The 21,207-nt window shown below is 66.0% G+C and carries 17 protein-coding genes and 1 pseudogene; 5 read left to right on the top strand and 13 right to left on the bottom strand.

The window, feature by feature from the left end:
• A pseudogene (locus tag PHI64_RS20810) lies at nt 1-214 on the bottom strand (alpha/beta hydrolase); the annotation flags it as partial.
• 58 nt (nt 215-272) lie between these two features.
• Nucleotides 273-2,591 (bottom strand): DNA internalization-related competence protein ComEC/Rec2, encoded by a 2,319-nt coding sequence (locus PHI64_RS20805; RefSeq protein WP_299887359.1) that lies wholly within the window; start codon nt 2,589-2,591, stop codon nt 273-275.
• Nucleotides 2,592-2,726: 135 nt separating this feature from the next.
• Between PHI64_RS20805 and PHI64_RS20800 the strand changes: the two genes are divergently transcribed.
• A complete protein-coding gene (locus tag PHI64_RS20800) occupies nt 2,727-3,260 on the top strand; it encodes a DUF2062 domain-containing protein (RefSeq protein WP_299887357.1) in 534 nt (177 codons plus the stop codon).
• A 69-nt stretch (nt 3,261-3,329) separates the two neighbouring features.
• On the opposite strand, the gene PHI64_RS20795 is transcribed toward PHI64_RS20800, so the two are convergent.
• From PHI64_RS20795 to PHI64_RS20785, 3 genes are all read right to left on the bottom strand, one after another.
• A complete protein-coding gene (locus tag PHI64_RS20795; protein WP_299887354.1) occupies nt 3,330-5,351 on the bottom strand; it encodes a methyl-accepting chemotaxis protein in 2,022 nt (673 codons plus the stop codon).
• 115 nt (nt 5,352-5,466) lie between these two features.
• Nucleotides 5,467-6,165, bottom strand: coding sequence for a lipoprotein-releasing ABC transporter ATP-binding protein LolD (gene lolD / locus PHI64_RS20790; RefSeq protein ID WP_299887351.1), 699 nt, complete (start codon nt 6,163-6,165; stop codon nt 5,467-5,469).
• Complete coding sequence (locus PHI64_RS20785) at nt 6,158-7,411, bottom strand: lipoprotein-releasing ABC transporter permease subunit (RefSeq protein ID WP_299887349.1); 1,254 nt, start codon at nt 7,409-7,411, stop codon at nt 6,158-6,160. The genes lolD and PHI64_RS20785 overlap by 8 nt, the downstream gene beginning before the upstream one ends.
• A gap of 171 nt (nt 7,412-7,582) precedes the next feature.
• On the opposite strand from PHI64_RS20785, the gene PHI64_RS20780 reads away from it, so the two are divergent.
• From PHI64_RS20780 to recJ, 3 genes are all read left to right on the top strand, one after another.
• The gene (locus tag PHI64_RS20780; protein ID WP_299887346.1) at nt 7,583-9,151 is read left to right on the top strand and encodes a caspase family protein; all 1,569 of its coding nucleotides are present in this window, start codon (nt 7,583-7,585) and stop codon (nt 9,149-9,151) included.
• Nucleotides 9,152-9,349: 198 nt separating this feature from the next.
• Nucleotides 9,350-10,387 carry a hypothetical protein gene (locus PHI64_RS20775; RefSeq protein ID WP_299887342.1) on the top strand — a complete coding sequence of 346 codons (1,038 nt, stop codon included), beginning with the start codon at nt 9,350-9,352 and terminating at the stop codon, nt 10,385-10,387.
• Entirely contained in the window at nt 10,384-12,075 is a 1,692-nt protein-coding gene (gene recJ, locus PHI64_RS20770; protein ID WP_299887339.1) for a single-stranded-DNA-specific exonuclease RecJ, read from the top strand. Before PHI64_RS20775 ends, recJ begins: the two co-directional genes overlap by 4 nt.
• Nucleotides 12,076-12,179: 104 nt before the next feature.
• On the opposite strand, the gene PHI64_RS20765 is transcribed toward recJ, so the two are convergent.
• From PHI64_RS20765 to PHI64_RS20730, 8 genes are all read right to left on the bottom strand, one after another.
• Nucleotides 12,180-12,359, bottom strand: a complete 180-nt coding sequence (locus PHI64_RS20765; RefSeq protein ID WP_299887334.1) for a hypothetical protein — start codon at nt 12,357-12,359, stop codon at nt 12,180-12,182.
• 142 nt (nt 12,360-12,501) lie between these two features.
• Complete coding sequence (locus PHI64_RS20760) at nt 12,502-12,897, bottom strand: RNA-binding protein (RefSeq protein WP_299887331.1); 396 nt, start codon at nt 12,895-12,897, stop codon at nt 12,502-12,504.
• Between the two features lie 179 nt (nt 12,898-13,076).
• On the bottom strand, nt 13,077-13,343 hold the full coding sequence (locus PHI64_RS20755) for a cytochrome C oxidase subunit IV family protein (RefSeq protein WP_299887328.1): 267 nt from the start codon (nt 13,341-13,343) through the stop codon (nt 13,077-13,079).
• Nucleotides 13,344-13,353: 10 nt separating this feature from the next.
• Entirely contained in the window at nt 13,354-13,941 is a 588-nt protein-coding gene (locus tag PHI64_RS20750) for a cytochrome c oxidase subunit 3 family protein (protein WP_299887325.1), read from the bottom strand.
• Between the two features lie 143 nt (nt 13,942-14,084).
• Nucleotides 14,085-14,606: a DUF6306 domain-containing protein gene (locus PHI64_RS20745; RefSeq protein ID WP_299887322.1), complete on the bottom strand. Its 522-nt coding sequence runs from the start codon at nt 14,604-14,606 to the stop codon at nt 14,085-14,087.
• Nucleotides 14,607-14,618: 12 nt separating this feature from the next.
• Nucleotides 14,619-15,230 (bottom strand): hypothetical protein, encoded by a 612-nt coding sequence (locus PHI64_RS20740; RefSeq protein WP_299887321.1) that lies wholly within the window; start codon nt 15,228-15,230, stop codon nt 14,619-14,621.
• Between the two features lie 115 nt (nt 15,231-15,345).
• Nucleotides 15,346-16,506: an NnrS family protein gene (locus PHI64_RS20735; protein WP_299887318.1), complete on the bottom strand. Its 1,161-nt coding sequence runs from the start codon at nt 16,504-16,506 to the stop codon at nt 15,346-15,348.
• Between the two features lie 130 nt (nt 16,507-16,636).
• Nucleotides 16,637-18,667: an ABC transporter substrate-binding protein gene (locus PHI64_RS20730; RefSeq protein ID WP_299887315.1), complete on the bottom strand. Its 2,031-nt coding sequence runs from the start codon at nt 18,665-18,667 to the stop codon at nt 16,637-16,639.
• A 183-nt stretch (nt 18,668-18,850) separates the two neighbouring features.
• Between PHI64_RS20730 and PHI64_RS20725 the strand changes: the two genes are divergently transcribed.
• Nucleotides 18,851-20,962: a TonB-dependent receptor gene (locus tag PHI64_RS20725; RefSeq protein WP_299887312.1), complete on the top strand. Its 2,112-nt coding sequence runs from the start codon at nt 18,851-18,853 to the stop codon at nt 20,960-20,962.
• The last annotated feature ends 245 nt before the right edge of the window (nt 20,963-21,207 follow it).

The following is a 21,207-nucleotide window of genomic DNA, read 5'->3' as shown; positions in this document are numbered from 1 at the left end:
CATTGCGGGTCAGCCCATGGACACACACCAACACCCGGGGGTTGGCCGGATCGCCCCATTCCGTGTAGGCCATGCGGTGCAGGCCGTGAGGGCCGATGCACTGGACGCTGCGCTGCCGAGGCTGGCTGAAGGCAGGGGCCTGTGGCAGCGCCGGTTCGGCAGGCGGCACTGGCGTACCGGAGATAGTCTGGCGAAGGCTGTCTGGAAAACTCATGGCAGGGCACCTAAAGGCAAGGGACCAAGGATAGCATCCGCCGCACGCCCCAAAACCTTCAGCGCCCGTGCCAATAGCGGGGCTGCCGGGCCCGCTCCGCCTCCGGCAGCGGCTCGGCCCCACCCAGGTAAAAGCTGACCGCGCCAGACTCATCCGTGCGCAGCAAGCCAGCACCGCTTGCCTCCCAGCGGGCCCACACTTCCGGATTGGGGTGCCGGAAGCGGTTGCGATAGCCCACCGGAAACACCGCCCAGCGCGGCGAGGTGGCGGCAATGAACGACGGCGTGGACGAGGTCCGGCTGCCATGATGGGGCACCACCAGCACGTCGCTGGCCAGGGCCGCGGCATCCCGCTGCTGCAGACCGGCCTCGGAGACAGCCTCGATATCAGAGGTCAGCAACACACGCCGGCCGGCAGCCTCCACCCGCAGGACACAGGCCTGGTCGTTGATCTTTGCGGGGCTGACGTCAGGCACAGGATGCAGCATGTCGAAGCGGACGCCATCCCACTCCCAGGACTGCCCCGCCGCACAAGGCACATCCCGAGCACCAGCAATCAGGCGCACGGGATGATTCGCGGGCAGGGAGCTGCGCACCCAATCCACCGGGATGCCTTCCAGCACGGCCTCTGCACCACCTGCATGGTCATTGTCCTGATGGGTCACTACCAACGCCTGCAGGCGTCGCACCCCGGCGGCCCGGAGATACGGCAGCAAGATGCGCTCGCCGCTGTTGGCATCCGCCGAGAAGGCCGGCCCGGTGTCGTAGAGCAGATCGTGGCTGGCCGTCTGTACATGCACGGCGAGGCCCTGCCCCACATCGAGCACGGTCACCCGAGCCTCGCTGGCCGCAGGGCGCGGCGGCGTCCACAACACCAGTGGAATCAGCATCGCCAACCCCAGCCAGCGGGCCGGCGTGCCCCGGGGCAGCAGGGCCCACAGGCAGCCCAGCGTGGCCGTCACGGCCAGGGCTGGGGGCGGCGCAGCCTGATACCACGCCGCCCACGGCAACGTCCCCAGCCAATTCACCGCCAGCATGGTCAGGGCGAAGCTACCGTGGGCCAGATCGGCAAGAATCTGCAGAGGCAGTAGCGCAAACAACAAGGCCAGGGGCGTGACAATGAAGCTCACCAGTGGAATCGCGATGGCGTTGGCCAGCGGCGAGACCAGGGAAAACTGCTGGAACAACACCAGCAATGCCGGGATCAGGCCAAGAGTCACCGCCCACTGGGTGCGCAGCACGCCCACCAGGCGCCCTTCCGGCCCAACCCGCCCGGCGCTGACCAGAAACAGTAGCGCCACCGCTCCGAAGGACAGCCAGAAGCCGGCGGCCGTGGCCGCCCAAGGGTCGAGGACCAGCACCACTCCCAGCGCCAAGGCCAACACCTGGCTGGGGGCCGTATCCCGGCGCAGCACCAGGGCCAGGGCCACACACCCCAACATGTAGAGGGTGCGCTGGGCCGGCACCCCCCACCCCGCCAACAGGCAGTAGACCAGCGCCACGCAAAACCCCACCACAACCCCGGCCTGCTGGGCCGGCCAGCGCAGGGCCAGGGCCGGCGTGCGGCGCCAGCCCCATCCGGCAAGAGCGGCAAACAAGGCCGCCACCATGGTGACGTGCATGCCGCTGATGGCCACCAGATGGGAGATCCCGGTGCGGGCAAAGACCCGCCACTGTTCAGGCGGGATGGCGCGCTGGTCACCCACCGCCAGGGCCACCAGAACGCCGGCATAGGGCCGATCGGGCAGGGCCTGGCGGAAGCGCTCGCGCACCACCTCCCGGACACGCTCGATGGCGTACATCAGGCCCGGCGCCCGGGCCTCGATCCGCCGGTTGGATTCCGACGGCCGTACATAGCCGGTTGCCCGGATGCCCTGTTGCAACAACCAACCCTCGTAATCGAACCCATGGGGATTGACGTTGCCGTGGGGGCGCTTCAAACGCACCCTGAGGGCCCAACGCTCACCGGCATGGATCTCGGGCAAGGCGTGCATCTCCTCGTCCCGAAAGCCCCGGTACCAGGCCAGGGAGATCACCGCCGGCACTGGCGCGGCACTGCTCTCCACATGAAAGTCGAAGCGCACGCCCCGCTCAAAGTCCTGAGGCAGCGACGCCACGACACCGGCAAGCACCACGTCGCGCCCTTCCCACTCTGCCGGCAGACTGTCTGCCAGCCTCATGTCGGCACGCCAGGCGGCATAGCCCCAGCCGGCCAGCGAGGCACCGAGCAGCGTCAGGGCCAGCAGAGCCCGATACGCCACCGGCCCCGGCCACTGCCCCGCCTTCCAGGCCAGGCTCAAGGCGACCGCCGCCCCCGCCGCGGCGGCCGACTGCGTCGCAACCGACGGCAGGCTGGCACCCGTCTGGCAGACAAGCACGCCGAGAAGAAATCCCAAACACATAATTCGCATGGCGCGAAATCTAGCCCGTACGGCTCGAATCACCAAGGCCCTTGGTGTCGGTTAGAATCCCCGCTCCCTTGGCGCCCCCCGGCCGCCCTACCCTCAATCCTCATGCGACGACTGCTGAAACGTTACCTGCCAGACCCCACGTCGCTTGCCGCCAACCGCTGGCTCGCGCCCTTCGGCACCACCCTGTTCCATCCCCGGCTATGGCACCTCAACCGCCACTCCGCGGCCGGAGCGGTAGCCATCGGCCTGTTCTGCGGCCTGATCCCCGGCCCATTCCAGATGCTCGGCGCAGCGCTGGCCTGCATTGCGCTCCGGGTAAACCTGCCCCTGGCCCTCTTCACCACCCTCTACACCAACCCCTTAACCGTCGTCCCGCTCTACATCCTGGCTTTCTCCATCGGCGAAGGGCTGTTGGGCGCGGGTACGACGGGGTTCACACCCCCGCCCGAATGGGCTGGTGGCGATCTGCTGAACTGGATTTCGGCCATCGGGGCCTGGATGGCTGATCTTGGCCGCCCCCTGGCCCTGGGCTTGGTCGTGCTTGCCTCGGGTCTTGCTGTTGCAGGTTACCTGCTCACCCGGCTGGCCTGGCGGACCTACCTGATTCATCACTGGCACCAACGCAGGCGCCACTGAAAAGTGGCTGTTAAAAGCAAAAACCGGAGGCCGAAACCTCCGGTTTTTGCGACATCAGGCCAGACACGCTCAGATGCGGAAGTGGGACACCTCCGAGCGCAGCTGCTGGGCCAGGTTCTCCAGGCGCCGTGCCGTACCCGCCGTTTCCCGCACGGCTTCAGAATTCTGCTCGGCCATCTGGGCAATGCGCTCGACGTTGCGGGCGATGTCCGTACTGGCTGCGCCCTGCTCCCGCAGTGCCGCCGAGATATCGGTAACGGCCCGAACCACCTGGCTGGCGCCTTCGCGGATCTGATCCATCGAGCTGCCGGCCTGGCCCGCCAGCACCACGCCCTCCTGAACCCGGGTCACCCCGTCCTGCATGGTCTCCACGGCCCGGTTGGTACCCTTCTGAATGGCCATCACCATGCTGGTGATCTCGTCGGTGGCCTTGGCAGTGCGCTCGGCCAGCTTGCGCACCTCGTCGGCAACCACGGCAAAGCCACGGCCCGTCTCGCCGGCCCGGGCCGCTTCGATGGCGGCATTCAGGGCCAGAAGATTGGTTTGATCTGCGATCTCCTTGATGGAGTTGACGATGGTCGAGATCCGCACCGACTGGTCGCCCAGATCCTGGATCACCGACGCGGACTCACGCACTGACGTGGCGATACGCTCCATCTCCTCCACAGTGCGCGCCACCACCGCACCACCATCGCTGGACAAGCGCCCGGACTCGGACGAAATACCCTCGGCCGATGATGCGCTGGAGGCGATCTCCTCGATACCAACGGTCATCTCCTCCACTGCGGCCGCCATACTGGAAGCTGCCGAGCTCTGCTGGTCGGAGCCGCTCGAGACCATCGCAGCCGAACTGGACAGGGAAACGGCCGCCCCAGCCACATCATTGGCGCCGGATTGGACCTTGGCGATCACCTCGGAAAAAGACTGGGCCATCTGGTTGAACTGGTCCGACACCTGCATCAGTTCATCCCGGGCCGAAAAATCGATGCGGCTGCGCAGGTTTCCGGCCGCCAACTCCTGGGCCCCGGCCCGCAACTCCTGCACCGACTGCATCACGGCGATGCAAAAACCCACCGACAGGTAAAGCAGGGACAGCAGGGACAAGCAGGAAAGCACCGCGGCAATGAAGAACTCCTGCTTCAGTTCGCTGAGCCGCTTGTCAAGCAGACTGCTTGCCTCGGGAATCAAGGTGCCGTACGTCTTGGCAAATACCAGATCAATCGTCTTGGTCACCATGTCGAAATAGGCCGGTGCCGGCATCTGCAGATCGCCTTTCAGAACATGATTCTGAAGCTGGTCGACCACCTGAGAGGTCGATGCATTGAAATCCTTGCCCAAGGCCTCCAGGCTCGGCCGTACCTTGGCGTTGGCGGCAGCGGCCCGCTCGAAGTTCTCGTTCAGATCCAGCACCGCCATGTTCAGCTCGCCGAGCTGGGAGCTGATATCAAAGCGCCGCTGGTCATCCACCGTCTTTGCGGCGAGGGCACCGGTCCCCATGGCGCGCAGGCGCCCAAGGCGTTCGGACACGTCGGGCACGCGGCGCAGGGTGTTGTCGATGAGGTAGTAAGTATCGGCGGAGGGATCGAGGGTCAGATTTCCATCGTCGCCAAAATCATGCAGGGCCAGCACGATCTTGCGGATCAACCCAGTGTGCGCCACCAGATTGTCCCGCGCCGCCATCTGCAGGCCTTTGCTGTGCAGGGTCTCCCAGCCACTGCGCACTTCGGCCCAACGGCGGCTCGCGCTGGGAACGACATCGGCCAGCAACACCTCGTCAGCAGCCTTCATGGCCTGCACCAGTTCATCGGTCTTCTGCTGCAGGCGCGGTCGCAGCTCTTCATTGCCGTTGAGCACCCCGGACGAAAGCCCCCGGTGCTGCTGGGTCAACTCCAGCACCTTGAGCAGCCTCGGCACCCGCTGGATCGAATCCAGTTCGCTCGCGGTAAACACGATGCTGGAGCGCAGCGACAGGGTCAGCTGGGCCAACAGGAAGCCGACCACAAGCAGGGCGATCACGCCGAGAAGGGTGAACTTCGCCGGGTAGCGCATGCGATTGAGCATGGCAACGGCAGGTGAAAAGAGGATTTTCATAGGGGCTCCGACAAGGTCGTGGTCGTGACTCTCGCTACTGACCACGTATCGGCCCCTGCGCCTGCAAACTTAAGGAAAACCCGAAATCCAGCACATGTTCACGGTCAGGCGCCCCTCAGTCGCCCGCCGACAGGACCCCGTCACGCAAATGCAAGACCCGGCTGGTGCGGGCTGCCAGCAAGGGGTCATGGGTGACGATCACGAAACTCGTGCCCTGCTCTTCGGCCAGCTCCAGCATCAGGGCGAAGACCTTCTCGGCGGTCTGCCGGTCGAGGTTGCCGGTCGGCTCGTCGGCCAGCACGCAGGCCGGCCGGGTGACCAGCGCCCGGGCGATCGCGGCACGCTGGCGCTCCCCCCCCGACAGCTCACCCGGTGTATGGCTCAGGCGGTGGCCCAGGCCGACGGCCTTGAGGGTCTCGGCCGCCCGGGCCAGGGCTTCGTCCTTCTTCGTGCGCCGCACGAAGAGCGGCATGGCCACGTTCTCGAGGGCAGAGAACTCGGCCAGCAGATGATGGAACTGATACACAAAGCCCAGCGACTCGTTACGCAGCCGGCCACGCTCCGCATCTGAGATCGTCGAGAAATCCTTGCCGAGCAGCTTGACGCCACCTGCCGAAGGCGCGTCGAGCCCGCCGAGAAGGTGCAGCAGAGTGCTCTTTCCGGACCCGGACGAGCCCACCACGGCCACCCGCTCACCCCGGCCCACAGCCAGGGACACATTGCTCAGCACCTCGACCGCATCGTCTCCCTCGCGGAAGGATTTGGACAGGCCGTGACACGCGATCACCGGCGCTTGCATTGCCACATCACTCATAGCGCAGGGCCTCCGCCGGATTGAGGCGTGACGCCCTCCAGCTCGGATACAGGGTGGCCACCAGGGTCAGCACGAAAGACACCGTGGTGATCGTGATCACGTCCGCCCACTGCAGCTCGGAGGGCAGATCAGAGATGTAGTAAACATCCTTGGCCAGGAACTGGATGCCCAGGGCCCGCTCGATGGCCGGCACCACCACATCGATATTGAGAGCCAGGCTGACACCGCCCAGCACCCCCAGCGCCAGCCCGACGAAGCCGATCAGCGCCCCCTGGATCACGAAGATCCCCATGATCGAGCCGGGGCTGGCCCCCAGAGTGCGCAGGATGGCAATGTCGGCCTGTTTGTCCTGCACTGCCATCACCAGAGTGGACACGATGTTGAAGGCCGCCACGGCCACGATCAGCAGCAAGATGATGAACATCACGTTCTTCTCGATCTGCACGGCCCGGAAGAAATTGGCATGGCTACGGGTCCAGTCCGACACCACCGCATCCGCATCCACATAGGCTGTCAGCTCCCGGGCGACCCGGGGGGCCTCGAAGAGGTCGTCGAGCTTGAGCCGCACGCCGGACACCCGGTCTTCCATGCGATAGAGGGTCTGGGCGTCGTTCAGATGCACCAGGGCCAGGCTGGAGTCGTACTCATACATCCCCACCTCAAAGATGCCCACCACCCGGAACTGCTTGAGGCGCGGCAGGATGGCCGCCGGTGTCACCAGCCCCTGAGGCGCGATGAGCGTGACCTTATCGTTCATGGAGACCCGTAGCGCCCGCGCCAGATCGGCTCCGAGGACGATGCCGAACTCCCCGGCACGCAGGTCATCCAGCCGCCCGAAGCGCATGTGCTGGGCGAAGTCAGCCACCTTGTCCTCTGCTTCGGGCAAGATCCCGCGGATCAGCGTGCCACGCACCGTCTGGTCAAAGGACAGCATGCCCTGAGCCTGCACGAAGGGCGCCGCAAAGCGCACCTGCGGGTGCTTGGCGGCATCGTCGGCCACACGCTGCCAGTTGCTCAGTTCCCCGTCGAAGCCGCTCACCTGGACGTGGGACGCCACCCCCAGGATGCGGGTGCGCAGCTCTTTCTGGAATCCGTTCATCACCGACAGCACGACGATGAGCGCCGCCACTCCCAGGGCGATACCCAGCATGGACACCAGTGAAATGAAGGAGATGAAACGATTGCGGCCCTGCGCTTGCCGCTTGGAGCGGGTGTAGCGCAGACCGACGAGAAATTCATAGGACATCAGCACGAAACCGGAAACGCGGAAACGCCGGCACACGGCGCGAAGGCGCATTGTGCCGGAGTTGGCAAGGACTGGGTATCCTGCCCTGCGCCGGGCAGTACAATCCGTTGCCGCATGCGCCGGGAGAGCCCTGTGGCAACGACCCCCGTCCGCCCCGCCAGGAACCTGACCATGCTTCGAGCCACCCTTGCAGCCCTGCTTATCGCCTTGCCCGCGCTGGCGACCGCCCAGACGGCGCTCATGACCCGGCCCGACAAGCTCCGCGACAGCCCTTCAGCCTTTGCCTTCGGCATCGCCGAAGTGCACCGGCGCAGCAGCGTTCAGGTACTCGAAGTGCGCGGCGAATGGGTCCGGGTGGAGATCCCCGGTCACCGGACCGGCTGGATTCATCGGGACAGCACCGACCTGAGCAACACGCCGTTCGAGAACAGCACCGCCCCGGCCCCATCGCCCCCAATGCAGAGCGGCAGCGCCGCCCTCGTACCGCGCAGCGCGGCCCGGGCCAGCAACCACGCCCTGATCCTCGGCCTGACACCCGCCGGGGCCCAGGCCGACGCAGGTAACGCCGGTCGCATCGCCGCACTGATGGGCGTCCCCGATGCCAACACCCGCTACCTCGCCTCCCTCAGCCTGGACGGACTCCGTCAGGCTCTGGCCGAGTTCGACGCGCGGATCGGTGACCAGGACCGGGTGTTCATCCACATCGCGGCCTCCGGCGCCCGCCCGCGAAGCAGCGCCGACTGCGGTGACGCCATCCTCAGCAACGACCAACAGTTGTTCACCGCCACCGAACTGCACCGCTACCTGCAGGGCCTGTCGGCCCGAGCCGACAAGGTTTTCGTCGTCATCGATGCCGGCCGCGGCGACGAGCGCAAGCCCACCACCTCGGAACACAACCGCTTCAGCCGCCAGCCCCTTGCCGGCGGGGCCTGCAGCAGCGAGAGCTTTGGCCAGGGCGGCACGCCGCTCCCTGCCAATGTCCAACTCCTGCTGGCTGCCCCGCGCAACCGAGCGGCCTTTGAAGATGGCAACGGCGGCCTGGCCACCCAGGCCCTGCTGGCCTGCTTCGAAGGCAGGTCGCCGACACCGGGCAGCGGCCTGGCAGACGGCGACGCCCTGCGCCGCTGCGCCCAACCGCTGCTGGACCGCAAGCCGGGCGAGCAGCAACTGGCCCTCGCCGGCAACCCGGCACTGATCCCCGCCCCCTTCTCGTGGCCCTCCGACCCCAGCGGCGCCGATGCCCCCCGACGTACCCTGGAGGCCGTCCATGCCCAGCGCGACCAGCGCCGCCGCTTCGATGCCCGCCCCGCCGGCCGCGCCACAGCCGCAGGCACACCGATGCAGATCAGCAGTGACCGCTCCGGGCATCTGTACGTACTGATGGCCGGCGAAGCTGGCCTTAGCCTGCTCTATCCCAATCAGTACAGTGCGGACACGCGCCTGGAGCCCGGCGCCCGGATCGACCTGCCACCCCCGGAGGGGCGAAAGTCGCTGACGGGCACCCGCCTGCTATTTCTGCTGACCGACAGCCCGAGAACCCCATACCGGGGCGGCTTTGTGCCCACCGGAGCCATTTCGGCCACTCATCCGGACGCCCGCGGCCTGCGCAGCGCCACCGAAGAACTCCTAAGCGGCGACGTGGCACCCTCCTGCCGTTTCAGCGAAACCCGCAACATGGGTGCGACCCAGGCACGCCAGTGCTCCAGCGCCTTCGCCGCCAGATGGATCACGGCTCCATAAGAGAGCGCCACCTGCCGAGGGCCGGGCACTGCCAGGCCCCGCAGACGTGCGGCAGTCCACTAGAATGCGGCTCCCGCCTCCCCTCTCCCAAGCGAACAGGCACTGGCGAACTACGCCCTAAACAACATCAACCATGGCACACACGCGCCCCCACCCGGATGGTCATACATCCATAGGGGGCCAAACCGGCTTTCCCTGATGCAATTAGAGTTGATCATTCCCGGCCTGAGCTGGCTCGCCGCAGCCCCCGGCCGACACCCTGCCAACGCCCAACCTCTGCCGGCGCTGGCCACCCTGCTCGGATTCGCACGCAGCCGCTGGGCCGAACCGGCCAGCACCGAGACCCTGCTTGCCGACGCCCTGGGCGTCACCAGCAAGGTCTCCCATGCTTTGCTGCGACGCAGTGGCGAGCCCGGCCCCAGCCCGGCGGTTGGAGGCCACTGGCTGTGCTGCGACCCGGTGCACCTGCACTTCGCCCGGGATACCCTGCTCCTGGCCGACGCCAGCGGACTGGTCATTACCCGCCAGGAAGCCGACACCCTCATGACCGGGCTCAACGACACCTTTGCCGACATCGGGCACTTCGAGGCCCCGGCCCCGGACCGCTGGTACGTGCACCTGGCAGAGCAGCCCCTCCCGCGCTTCCACCCCCTGGCAGACGTCAATGGCCGCCCGGTGCAGCTCTTCCTGCCCGAAGGCGAAGACATCAGCCGCTGGGCACGCCTGTCCAACGAGATCGAGGTGTGGCTCTTCAGCCACCCGGTAAATACAGCCCGGGAAGAAGCCGGCCAGCGCAAGATCAACGGCATCTGGCTGTGGGGAGCCGGCCCTCGCCAAGCTCCGTGCACACCGCGGATCAGCCGGCTGCAAGCCAGCCAGCCCTACGCCCTCGGCCTGGCGCACCTGGCCGGGCTGACGCCCGACACCAGCAGCACCTACGCCACGCCCACCGGGCCGGCCCTGGCCCTGCTCGACACCCTGCAGCGCCCGGCCCTGCACCATGACAAGGACGCCTGGCTGCACCAACTCGTGCAACTCGAAACCCACTGGTTCACACCTCTGCTCGCCGATCTGAAGGCCCGCCGCCTCAACAGCGTGCGTATCCGGGTGCCCGACGACAGACACCTGCTCGAAGTGGACATCGCCGCCTCCGGCCTGTGGAAGTTCTGGCGCAAACCCCAGACCCTCGATGCCCTGTTGGCGACCGCCCCTCAACCCCAATCAAGCACCCCATGACCCGCATCCTGCCCCGCCCGGTCCCCGGCCGCGCCGTCAGCCGCCTGCTCGAAGCCGGCACCCACCCGCTGCTGGCCCGCATCTACGCAGCCCGCGGCATCGACAATCGTGAACAGCTCGACTACAGCCTGAAGGCCCTGCTGCCTCCCGCCCAGCTCAAAGGCGTGCATGACGCCGCACAGATCCTCGCCGACGCCATCGAAGCGGGTGCGCGCATGGTCATCGTCGCCGACTACGATTGCGACGGAGCCACCGCCTGTGCCGTGGGTGTGCGCGCCCTGCGCGCCTTCGGGGCCGAAGTCGGCTATCTGGTACCCAATCGCTTCGAATACGGCTACGGCCTCACCCCGGCCATCGTCGAACTGGCCGCCGGCATGGAGCCCGACCTGCTGATTACCGTGGATAACGGCATCGCCAGCGTCGAAGGCGTGGCCGCCGCGCGGGAGCACGGCATCGCCACCGTCATCACCGACCACCACCTGCCCGGCGACGAGTTGCCCGAGGCGGATGTGATCGTCAATCCCAACCAGCCCGGCTGCGCCTTCCCGAGCAAGGCCCTGGCCGGCGTGGGGGTGATGTTCTACACCATGCTGGCCTTGCGTGCCGAGCTGCGCGACCGCGGCGCCTTTGAAGGCAAGACCGAGCCCAACCTGGCAGATCTGCTGGACCTGGTCGCCCTGGGCACCGTGGCCGACGTGGTCAAACTCGACCACAACAATCGCATCCTCGTCGCCCAGGGGCTGCAGCGCATGCGTGCCGACCGCATGCAGCCCGGCGTCCGCGCCCTGTTTGCCGCCGCCGGCCGCGACGCCAGCCGGGCCACCACCTTCGACATGGGCTTCGCCCTTGGCCCCCGCCTCAACGCCGCCGGCCGGCTGGCGGACATGTCCCTGGGCATCGAATGCCTGATCACCGACGACATGGGCCGTGCCCTCAACATCGCCCAGGAGCTCGACAAGCTCAACCGGGAACGCCGGGCCATCGAAGCCGAGATGCAGGAAGGTGCCATGGCCGAACTGGACGGCATTGATCCGGGGGCCCGCTCGACCCTGGTGCTGTTCGAAGCCGAGTGGCATCAGGGGGTCATCGGTATCCTGGCCGGGCGCATCAAGGAGAAGTTCCACCGCCCCACCATCGCCTTTGCCCGAGGCAACGCAGGAGAACTCAAGGGATCGGGCCGCTCCATCCCCGGCCTGCATCTGCGGGATGCCCTCGACCTGGTAACCAAGCAGGCACCGGAGCTGATCCTCAAGTTCGGGGGCCACGCCATGGCGGCCGGGCTGACCATCCGGGAAGACGACCTCACGCGCTTCGAGACCCTGTTCGAGAGCGTGGTGCAAGGCCTGATCGACCCCGCCGACCTGACCCGCAGCCTCGAAACCGACGGCCCACTGGAGGACAGCCTCTACAGCCTCGAAACCGCCCGCCTGCTGGAGCGCGAAATCTGGGGCCAGGGCTTTTCGGCACCGGTATTCGACGACACCTTCAGGGTAGAAAACCAGCGCATCCTCAAGGACAAGCACCTCAAGCTGCAGCTGCGCAAGGGCAACACCCGTATCGACGCGATCCAGTTCAATCATGCGGAACCAGCGGCCCAGACCATCCACGCGGCCTTCCGGCTGGCCGTCAATGAATACAACGGCGTCGCCGGCATCCAGCTGATGCTGGAGCATTTCGACCCCGCTTGACCCCTGCCCCCGGCCCGTCGACACAGGCTGCAGACGCAACAAGGCCCCGAAATCGGGGCCTTGTAGAATCCTGTCCGGACAGCAAGCCGGTCAATCGAAGTCATTCACGCCGCTGTTGTAGGGTCTTCTCCGGCAGTCGACGACGCATCCGGAAGCTCAGCCTCTGCCTCGCCTTCATCGGATGTGCCCTTGCCTTCCAGCTTGCGCAGGCGCTTCTCTTCCTGTTTGCGCTTCTTTTCCAGTTCCCGCTGACGCTTCTCGAACGAATAATTGGTCTTGGCCAAGATCACCTTCCCGTCATACGGAATACAAAAGGGATTCAACAAGGGGAACACTCAAGAGCCAGCCACCGGCAACCCGCTGGGTCACCGGCACTGACTTGAAACCGGGATGAGTCAGCCCGCCGGACGCGGGCCGAAAACAGACTCAGTAACGGTTGCCGCCACCGCCACCAAAGCCACCACCACCACCACCACCACCGGGGCCACGACGGCCACCACCACCACCACCGAACCCACCGCCGCCGCCCGGACCACGACGGCCGCCGCCACCGCCGAAGCCGCCACTGCGGGGCTCCTGGGGACGTGCTTCGTTGACGGTCAGGTTGCGGCCGTCAACACTCTTGCCGTTGAGGGCAGAGATGGCGGTTTGCGCTTCTTGATCGGAACCCATTTCGACAAAGCCGAAACCCTTGGAGCGGCCGGTTTCGCGGTCCATGATCACCTGGGCAGAAGCCACGGTGCCGAACTCGCCAAAAATCTCTTCCAGACGACTCTTATCCACGCTGTAGGCCAGATTGCCCACGTAAAGCTTAGTACCCAATTGACGCGCTCCATGAAAGAAAGGCGGCCGTGAGGAGGTCCGCGCATAGACACAATAGCAAGGCAATTCGCGCGCGTCGAATGTTTTTGTGATGCACCAGAATGGGGTAATACCGCGGCCCGAAAGCCCTCCGGGGAGCCGGGGAGCCGCACCGTTCTTGTGCGCGGCAGGCCCCCTCGTCACCCCCCCGGCGACGCCGCAACAAGGATCAGCACGGGCACAACAAAAAAGTACATGCGCATGGCCAGACGCAGCCGCGAGCCGGGCTCGCCCAGGCCCATGTAGTGGCGTATCACCAGCATCCCCTTGAGTCCGACGATGAGTGCCACGACGAGCGCAGTCAGGCCCGCCGGCAACGCGCCCTCTCCGAGCCAGGCACTCCCCAGGGTCAGCACCACCAGGCCCAGCCACACGATGGTCGCCCGGCCTTCATCGATATTCGTCATGACAGGCACCTCAGTGCAAGACGTACAGCAGGGGAAAGATGACGATCCAGGCCAGGTCGGTGGCATGCCAGTAAAGCACCGCCGCCTCAAGCCCCTCATGGTCCGCCGCGCTGTAGGCGCCGAACTGCGCCCGCAGGATGGCCCAGATCAAACCCAGACAGCCCCACACCACATGGACGAGGTGATTGAAGGTCAGGTAGTAGTACATGGCCACAAAGCTGTTCCCGGTGCCCACCACACCGTGCTCGACGTTCCAGCGGAACTCGAAGGCCTTGATCAGCAAGAAAACCAGCCCGCCGAGCAAGGTTGCGATGAGCCAGTTGCGCGCCGCGATCGCATCATCACGGCGGATGGCCAGCACGGCCCGCACCGCCAGATAGCCGCTCGTCAGCATGACCACCGTGTTGGCAATGCCGGAGCCAAGGTTGAGCATGGCCGGGCCGGCATGAAAATCATCGGGGTGTACGTGGCGGAACCACGCCCAGGCCAGGAACATCAGCGCAAACTCGCTCAGCTCGCACAGGATGCCGACCCAGATTCCCCGGTTGCCCGGCACGGCGGACACGCCCGCCGGGGCCACGTTTGCAGCGAGATCCATCGCTTCCTCTCCTGGCTGTTTAGAGACGCCATTTACGCACCCGGGGCAAGGATCCGGGCGGCACAGCGTGCCCGCATTCCGGGCGACACAGAGTCTTTTTCAGGCTTGAGCTGGATCAATGTCCATGCGTCAGGTCACGGCCCTCAGCTCCCGGCGAGCAGCGCTTCGCACGCGGCAATGTTGTCCAGGTGCGACACGCGCATCTCCACGAGTACCTCCCGGGCAGCCTCGTCCTTCAGCTTGGGCAAGACCTGATCGATCTTCCTGACCACCCAGGCCTGCCCCTTGTTAAGGAACACCAGGCGCGCGGTGAGCCCGTCGACGGCAAGGGTCTTCTGCACGAAGGCCCCGGTGTCGTGGGAGGCCACGCCACCCAGCCGGCGTATGGTCTTGTAGAGGCGCACTGCGTTGGCACCCTCATCCTTCTGCAGGCGCTCCAGCAGCATCCGCTGGGGGGAACGGGCATCCAGCTCGTCCCGCAGAATGGCCAACACCTTGGCGCCAGCGCGTTCGGCCTCCAGCAGGGCATTCAGGCCATCGATCACGGCCGGATCGGGCAGCGCCACACCTTCACCGAAATAGCCGGGAAACTCCGCCGCATAACAGGGCGGCGAAGAACAGACCGGCGCAGGAGGCAGGTCTGCATCAGAGGGTTTGGATGACATGGGGCCTCCGGATCAGTCGATATGGCGGATGACGAACACGTCCGGGTCATCCCCGTGCTCAAGCAGGATGCGGCGCACCCGGTCCTGCCACAGGCTGCGGAAGAGCTGGGTTTCCTCCTCGTCCGCGGCGCCCGCCAGGCAGCGCTGCATCAGCGGCATCATCTGTGGGTCCGCCGGCACGGCACGCAGGTTGACTGCCGCATCCACGCTGGCCCCTTCATCACGCCGGGTAAAGCGCAGCTCGCAGGCCTGCTCGACACCGAAGGCCAACAGCCCGCGCCGCTCGAAACGGCCAGCCAGGCCCTTGAAGCCCGTATCGGTACAGGCGCCGGTGAGCAGGGACACTACGCTGGCGACCACGCCCGCCACCCCCGCCGAGGCCTCATCACGCAGCGTCACCTGCACCCCTCCCCGCTCCGCCAGGGCAGCGCCGTATAGGGCACCGAGGGCCAGCCGGGTCAGCCCGTAGGCCCCCGCCACCGTCGGGCAGGAATGCCCGGCGAGGCGGACGGCATCGAGATAGCAGTATTCAATGACACCACCATCGACAGCACCAAGAAACTCGGAAAGGGGGTCACGCACCCGCACACGGGGCACGGCGTCAAAAAACGGGGGGTAGTGCACGGAAGGCTCCTCCAGGGAATGCAGGCTCGTCGCTGCACCCTACCACCCGCCGGGGGGCACTTCCTTGACCCGCGATATGCCGATCAGCCCGTTGGAGCCCCGGCCTGACGCGCCCTCAGTGCTCCCTCCCATCCACCCGGGGGGCTAGCAAGCGCGGAACCAGACGGAAACCCAGAATGGCGAAGGCGGCCGTCCACGCCAGGGCGGCCAGATGAATCCAGTGGGGGTAGGCCGCGGGGAACACCTGGGGCAGCACGATGCGCACCAGAAAGGCCAGCAGCATGATCCGGATCACCAGCCGGTCACCCCCGTCGAACACCACCTTGCGCCCGGTATGGCCGAGGGAGATGCGTACCAGCATGGCAGGGATGATCAACCCCATCGCGCCAAAGGTGAAGACGTGCATCGACAGACTGCCGGTCCAAGCACGCAGGCCCAGCAGCGCCAAGACCTCCAATAACAACTGGGCCACGATCGCCAGGTAGCCCAGATACATGACCGCCAGTTCCAGACGGCGAAAACCCAGATCCGGCCGCCACCAGGCGAAGCGGTAAATCAGCAGGGCCGCGAGGGTCGCCAGCACGGCGAGCGCCAGCGCGGGGGGCATCCAGGCCTGGAAGACGAGACTGGCAGCACTCAGTTTGATCGCCAGATCCAGCCGCGGGCGGCGCAGGATGTCCACCTGAAACCCCCCCTTCATGAACTGTGTCAGGGTGCGCTCCAGCATGACCAGAAAAGCCATCCGGAACAGACCCAGGCTCATGCTCGCGCCAGCGGAAAAATATGCGTCGGAGAGCAGCAACAGCTTGGCTGCCAGGAAAACCGGCAGCACCAGGAGAAAGAAATAGTTGTCGGCAAAGCTGTCCTGGTGTCGGTAACGCAGCAGCGTGACCAGCAGCATCACGACAATGCTGCCGAGAAAAACCAGGTTCGATACCCAGAACAGCGCCGGCGACCACCCCCCGCCCCAGGCCATTCCGATACGCTCGACACCCCAGGCCAGGGCCAGCCCGACCAAGGCCGTACCGTGATAGCCCCGGACCTGCACCCAGTTCTTGGTGGCTGTCAGCAAGAAGCCGCCCAGCACGGCCCAGCCAAAGCCGAAGAACATCTCATGGGCATGCCACTGCACGGGGCTGAAGCGTCCTGCCGGGGCTGGCAGCACTCCGGAAAAGATCAAGGCCCAGAGCATGGGCAGGATCGCCCCGGCTGCACAGGCCAGGATGAAGAAGGGCCGAAACCCGACGAGCCACAGGGGCTTGGCAGAGAAAGTCATGGCGATGCGGGAAGGGCGAGCAGTATCGACCGCCCCATGCTAGCCCCGCCGCCCCTGCAGGCGCCTTGATCGGCGACAGCTTGCCCGTGGCCACGGGCAAGCTCCAAATACTGAAAGACCGCAGCCAGACTCACCCCGCCGCGGACATGCTCACCCGGTCACGCCCTTCACGCTTGGCCTCGTACATGATGCGGTCGGCGCTCAGCAGCAGGGCCTCCTGATCCCGGCCATCCTCGGGATACAGGGCCACACCGATACTTGACGACACCTCCAGGCACAGCCCGGCCAGCAGAAAGGGCTCCCCCAAAGCCGCGCGGATCTTCTCGGCCACCCGCAGGGCGTCCTCACTGCTCTCCACCACGGGCAGCAGCACCACGAACTCGTCACCACCAAAGCGGCCCACCGTGTCGGACTCCCGCACGCAGGCACGCATGCGCCCGGCGGCTTCCTGGAGCAGCAGGTCGCCCACCGCATGCCCATGGGTGTCATTGATCGGCTTGAAGCGGTCCAGATCAATGTACAGCAGCGCAACCCGGTGGCGATTGCGCCGGGCGGTGGCCAGGGCCTGACTCAGGCGATCGGTAACCAACGCCCGGTTGGGCAGGTCCGTCAGCAGATCATGTTCGGCCATGTGGGTAATGCGCTCCTGGCTGGCACGCCGCTCGGTGATGTCCCGGGTCACCCCGTGTACCTCCAGGATGCCGCTTCGGGGATTGACGCCGTAGGTGGTGACCACCTCGGTCCATACACTGCCCCCGTCCTTGCAGGGCTGCTCGAAGACTTCTGTATAGAAATGCGGCGACCCATCGGGATCAGCCCGGAAGGCGCGGCTGCGCTGGCGTACAAGGCTGCGCAGGGTGTTCCGCTCACCCGGCTTGACCGAGCTCTCGATGGGGCTGCCCAGCAGCTCCGCCACGGTGTAGCCGCGCAGACGCTCGATGGACGGGCTGACATAGGTGATCCGCAGCGTGTCGGCATCGGCAGTCCACACCACATCCTTCATGGTCTCGGTGAGAATCCGGTACTTCTCCTCGCTGGCCCGCAACTCTCCCGCGGCTACCCGGGCCTCCGCCACACTGCGGTGCAGCTGGCGATTGATTCGGTGGATATAGGTAGCCACCGCAATCACCAGCGCGAGCCCGCCGAGGGCTGCGGCCAGGTAAAGGCGCAGGCCTTCGGAATCACGGCCACCCCCCTCCGAATACAGAAAGCCGCGAAAATCAAAATCCCGCGGGAGCATGCCCATGTCTCCGTAAGTATCGACGATGTGCTGCCAGCGCCCCGGGTTCATGTAGCCGATCTCCACCAGATCGGGGCGCACCAATGGCACCATCCGACGGGCTTCGAAGAGGTAGAAATCCAGGGGCTGCGCATCCGAATAGCGCGAATGAATCAGTGCCGCCACCTCCTCCGGGTGATCCATCGCATAGCGCCAACCCCGCAAGCTGGCCTCTCGGAAGGCCCGCACCAGTTCAGGGTTGTACTTGAGCCGGTTCTCCGAGGTGAAGAGATTGTCACCATAAAAATCGATGCCCGCCGACCGGGGCGTGAACACGTGGTAGCTCATCCCCGCCTTGTCGAGGGCGTAGGGCTCGTTGGACGAATAGGCTGAGATCGCATCCACCTTGCCGGAAACCAGGTCATCGGGCGCGAAGCTGTGCTGTATGCGGATGAGGCTGTCCAGAGGAATGCGCTCGCGGCGCAGATAGGCCAGCAACTCGTCCGCCCCCGGCTCGATCATCACCCGTCGCCCCGCCAGGTCGTGGATCGACTGGAGGTAGGCGTCCCGTCGGGCGATCAACACCAGCGGCGAATGCTGAAAGATGGTCGCCAGCACAACCACCGGCTCACCGGCCTGGCGGGCCATCAACAAGCCGCTGGTCCCAACACCGAAATCCGCCCGTCCCGAGGTGACCTCGGCCACCACATTCAGCCCGGGCCGCGCCTCCAGCAGCTTCACCTCGAAGCCGGCCTCCCGGTAGAAGCCCTTTTCCTGCGCCGCGTAGTAGCCGGCAAACTGGAAGCCATGGCTCCACCTGAGCTGCAGGGTCAGAGGCGTCTGGGCCAGCACGGGCATGGCACCCAGCAGCAACGCCATTGCCGCCAGGGCATGGCGACAATGGCGCAGCACGGCAATCCGGATCCGGGAAGACAGGGACATGCGGGATGAACGCTTCGATCAATGCCGGAAGTATACAGGCCCGCTCTGCCGGCCCCCTCTTGATGGAGACACACGCTCCCGGAAAATCACGATTTTCTTGAGGCAAGGATTGCCGGCAAAGGGTATTGTCCGCTGCGCTCCGGCCACCTCCCGGACCAGAACAAGACCTCGGAGACAGGAATCATGCCGCCCCACTTCACCCCCCGCCCCCTCGCCATCGCCCTTGCCGCCGCCCTCGGCAGCGCCAGCCTGGCCCAGGCCGCCGACGACGCCAAGCTCACCCTCAACCCGGTGGTGGTCACCGGCAGCCGCGCCGAAGCCGCAAGCTTCGATCTGCCGGCGGCCATCGACGTGCTCGACCGGGAACAAATCACCGCCGGCCAGCCCCGGGTGAATGCCTCCGAAGCTCTCATCGCCGTGCCCGGCGTGGTGGCCAACAACCGCCAGAACTACGCCCAGGACCTACAGATTTCCACCCGCGGTTTTGGTGCCCGCTCGGCCTTCGGCGTACGCGGGGTCAAGCTGATCGCCGACGGCATCCCGGCCAGCATGCCCGACGGCCAGGGCCAGGCCGCCACCTTCAACCTGGACGTGGCCGAGCGCATGGAAGTGCTGCGCGGCCCCTACTCCGCCGTCTATGGCAATCACTCGGGCGGCGTGATCCAGCTGTTCACCCGCGAACCCGAAGACCGCCCCAGCGTGGAAGGTGGCTTTGCTGCCGGCAGCTACGGTACCACCAAGGCCGACGTGGGCGCCCAGGGCAAGGCTGGGGGGCTGGGCTACGTGTTCAATGCCTCGCGCTTCGACACCAACGGCTACCGAGACCATTCCGCCGCCACCCGCGACCAGGCCTTCCTCAAGCTCACCGGCAAGCCCGACGACGTCAGCAAACTGACCTTCACCATCAACGGCATGTGGCAGCACAACACCCAGGACCCCCTGGGCCTGCCCTGGGCGGCGTACAAGAGCAACCCCAAGGCCGTGGACAGCGCCGCCCTCGCCTACGACACCCGCAAGAGCATCGACCACCTTCAGGCCGGCGTCGCCTACGAGCGCCGCATCGGCCGCGACACGCTGCAGCTGTCGGCCTACAGTGGCCAACGCAGCGTGATCCAGTACCAATCCATCCCCTTCAACGTGCAGGCCAACCCCCGCCACTCCGGCGGCATCATTGACTTCGACCGCAGCTTCTACGGCATCGGCGCCCGCTACATCGCCGTGGGCGATCTGGCCGGCGGCCGGCTCACAACCACCGTCGGTGTCGACCTGGACACCAGCACCGACGTGCGCAAGGGCTACGAGAACTTCGTCGGCACCACCCTCGGCGTCAAGGGGCGCCTGCGCCGCAACGAGACCGACAGCGTCGAAAGCCTTGACCCCTACGTGCAGACCGAATGGGCACGGGGCAACTGGGCGTTCACCGCCGGCGTGCGCCACAGCCAGGTGAAATTCAAGGTGGATGACCAGTACATCGTCGGCGTCAATGGTGACGACAGCGGCCGCAAGGACTACAGCAAGACGACGCCGGTGCTGGGCGTGGTCTACAAGCTCAACCCGGCCGTCAACCTGTACGCCAGCGCCGGCCGCGGCTTCGAGACGCCGACCCTCAACGAGATGTTCTACTCGGGCAGCGGCGGCAGCTTCAACTTCGGCCTCAACCCCTCGAAGAGCGAGCACTACGAGATCGGCGCCAAGGCCTTCGTGGGCAATAACAGCCGCGTGAACCTGGCCGTCTTCCAGATCAACACCGAGGACGAGCTGGTGGTGGATGCTGCCACTGGTGGCCGCACCAGTTACAAGAACGCCGGCAAGACCCTGCGCCAGGGCGTCGAAGCCTCCTTCGACACGGCCTGGCGGCGTGACCTGAGCAGCCGCTTCGCCGTGTCGCACCTGCGTGCCATCTACGATGAAGACTTCCGCAGCGGCAACGCCAACACCCTGGTGTCCGCCGGCAAGCTGATGCCCGGCATCCCCCGCACCACGGTGTTTGGCGACCTGGCCTGGAAAATCGCCCCGTCCATCACCGGCACCGTCGAAGGCGTGTATCGCAGCAAGATGTACGTGGAAGACACCAACGGCCAGCTGCCCGCGCCCTCCTATTTCATCGCCAACCTGCGCCTCACCGCCCAGCAGCAGGCCGGCGCCTGGCGCTTCACCGAGTTTGCCCGCCTGGACAACGTCTTCGATCGCAACTACGTGGGTTCGGTGGTGGTGGGCGACGCCAACGGCCGTTACTACGAACCCGCCCCGGGCCGCAACTGGATGGCCGGGGTAAACGCCCGCTACACCTGGTAAAGCGCGCTTTCAGTGGGCCGGACTCATTCGAGCTCCACACACAAAAATGGCCCCGGACACCCGGGGCCATTTTCATGGGTGCGCCCAGCGTGGGCGCACTCCTGCGGGTGTAAGTCCTGCCGTAAGTTGATCACAGCGAACGAAGTGAAGCGCAACTGCGTGAGGGCGACCGAGCGTGGGAAGGAAGCGTGGATCGTAATCTGCGAGCCGATGGACAAGAACCGGATAGAAGGCGCTGCCGAGCA

Source organism: Zoogloea sp. (genome assembly GCF_028689785.1).
GTDB lineage: Bacteria > Pseudomonadota > Gammaproteobacteria > Burkholderiales > Rhodocyclaceae > Zoogloea.
The sequence above is the reverse complement of the archived record's forward strand: the minus strand, read 5'-3'. Positions and strand labels throughout refer to the sequence as shown.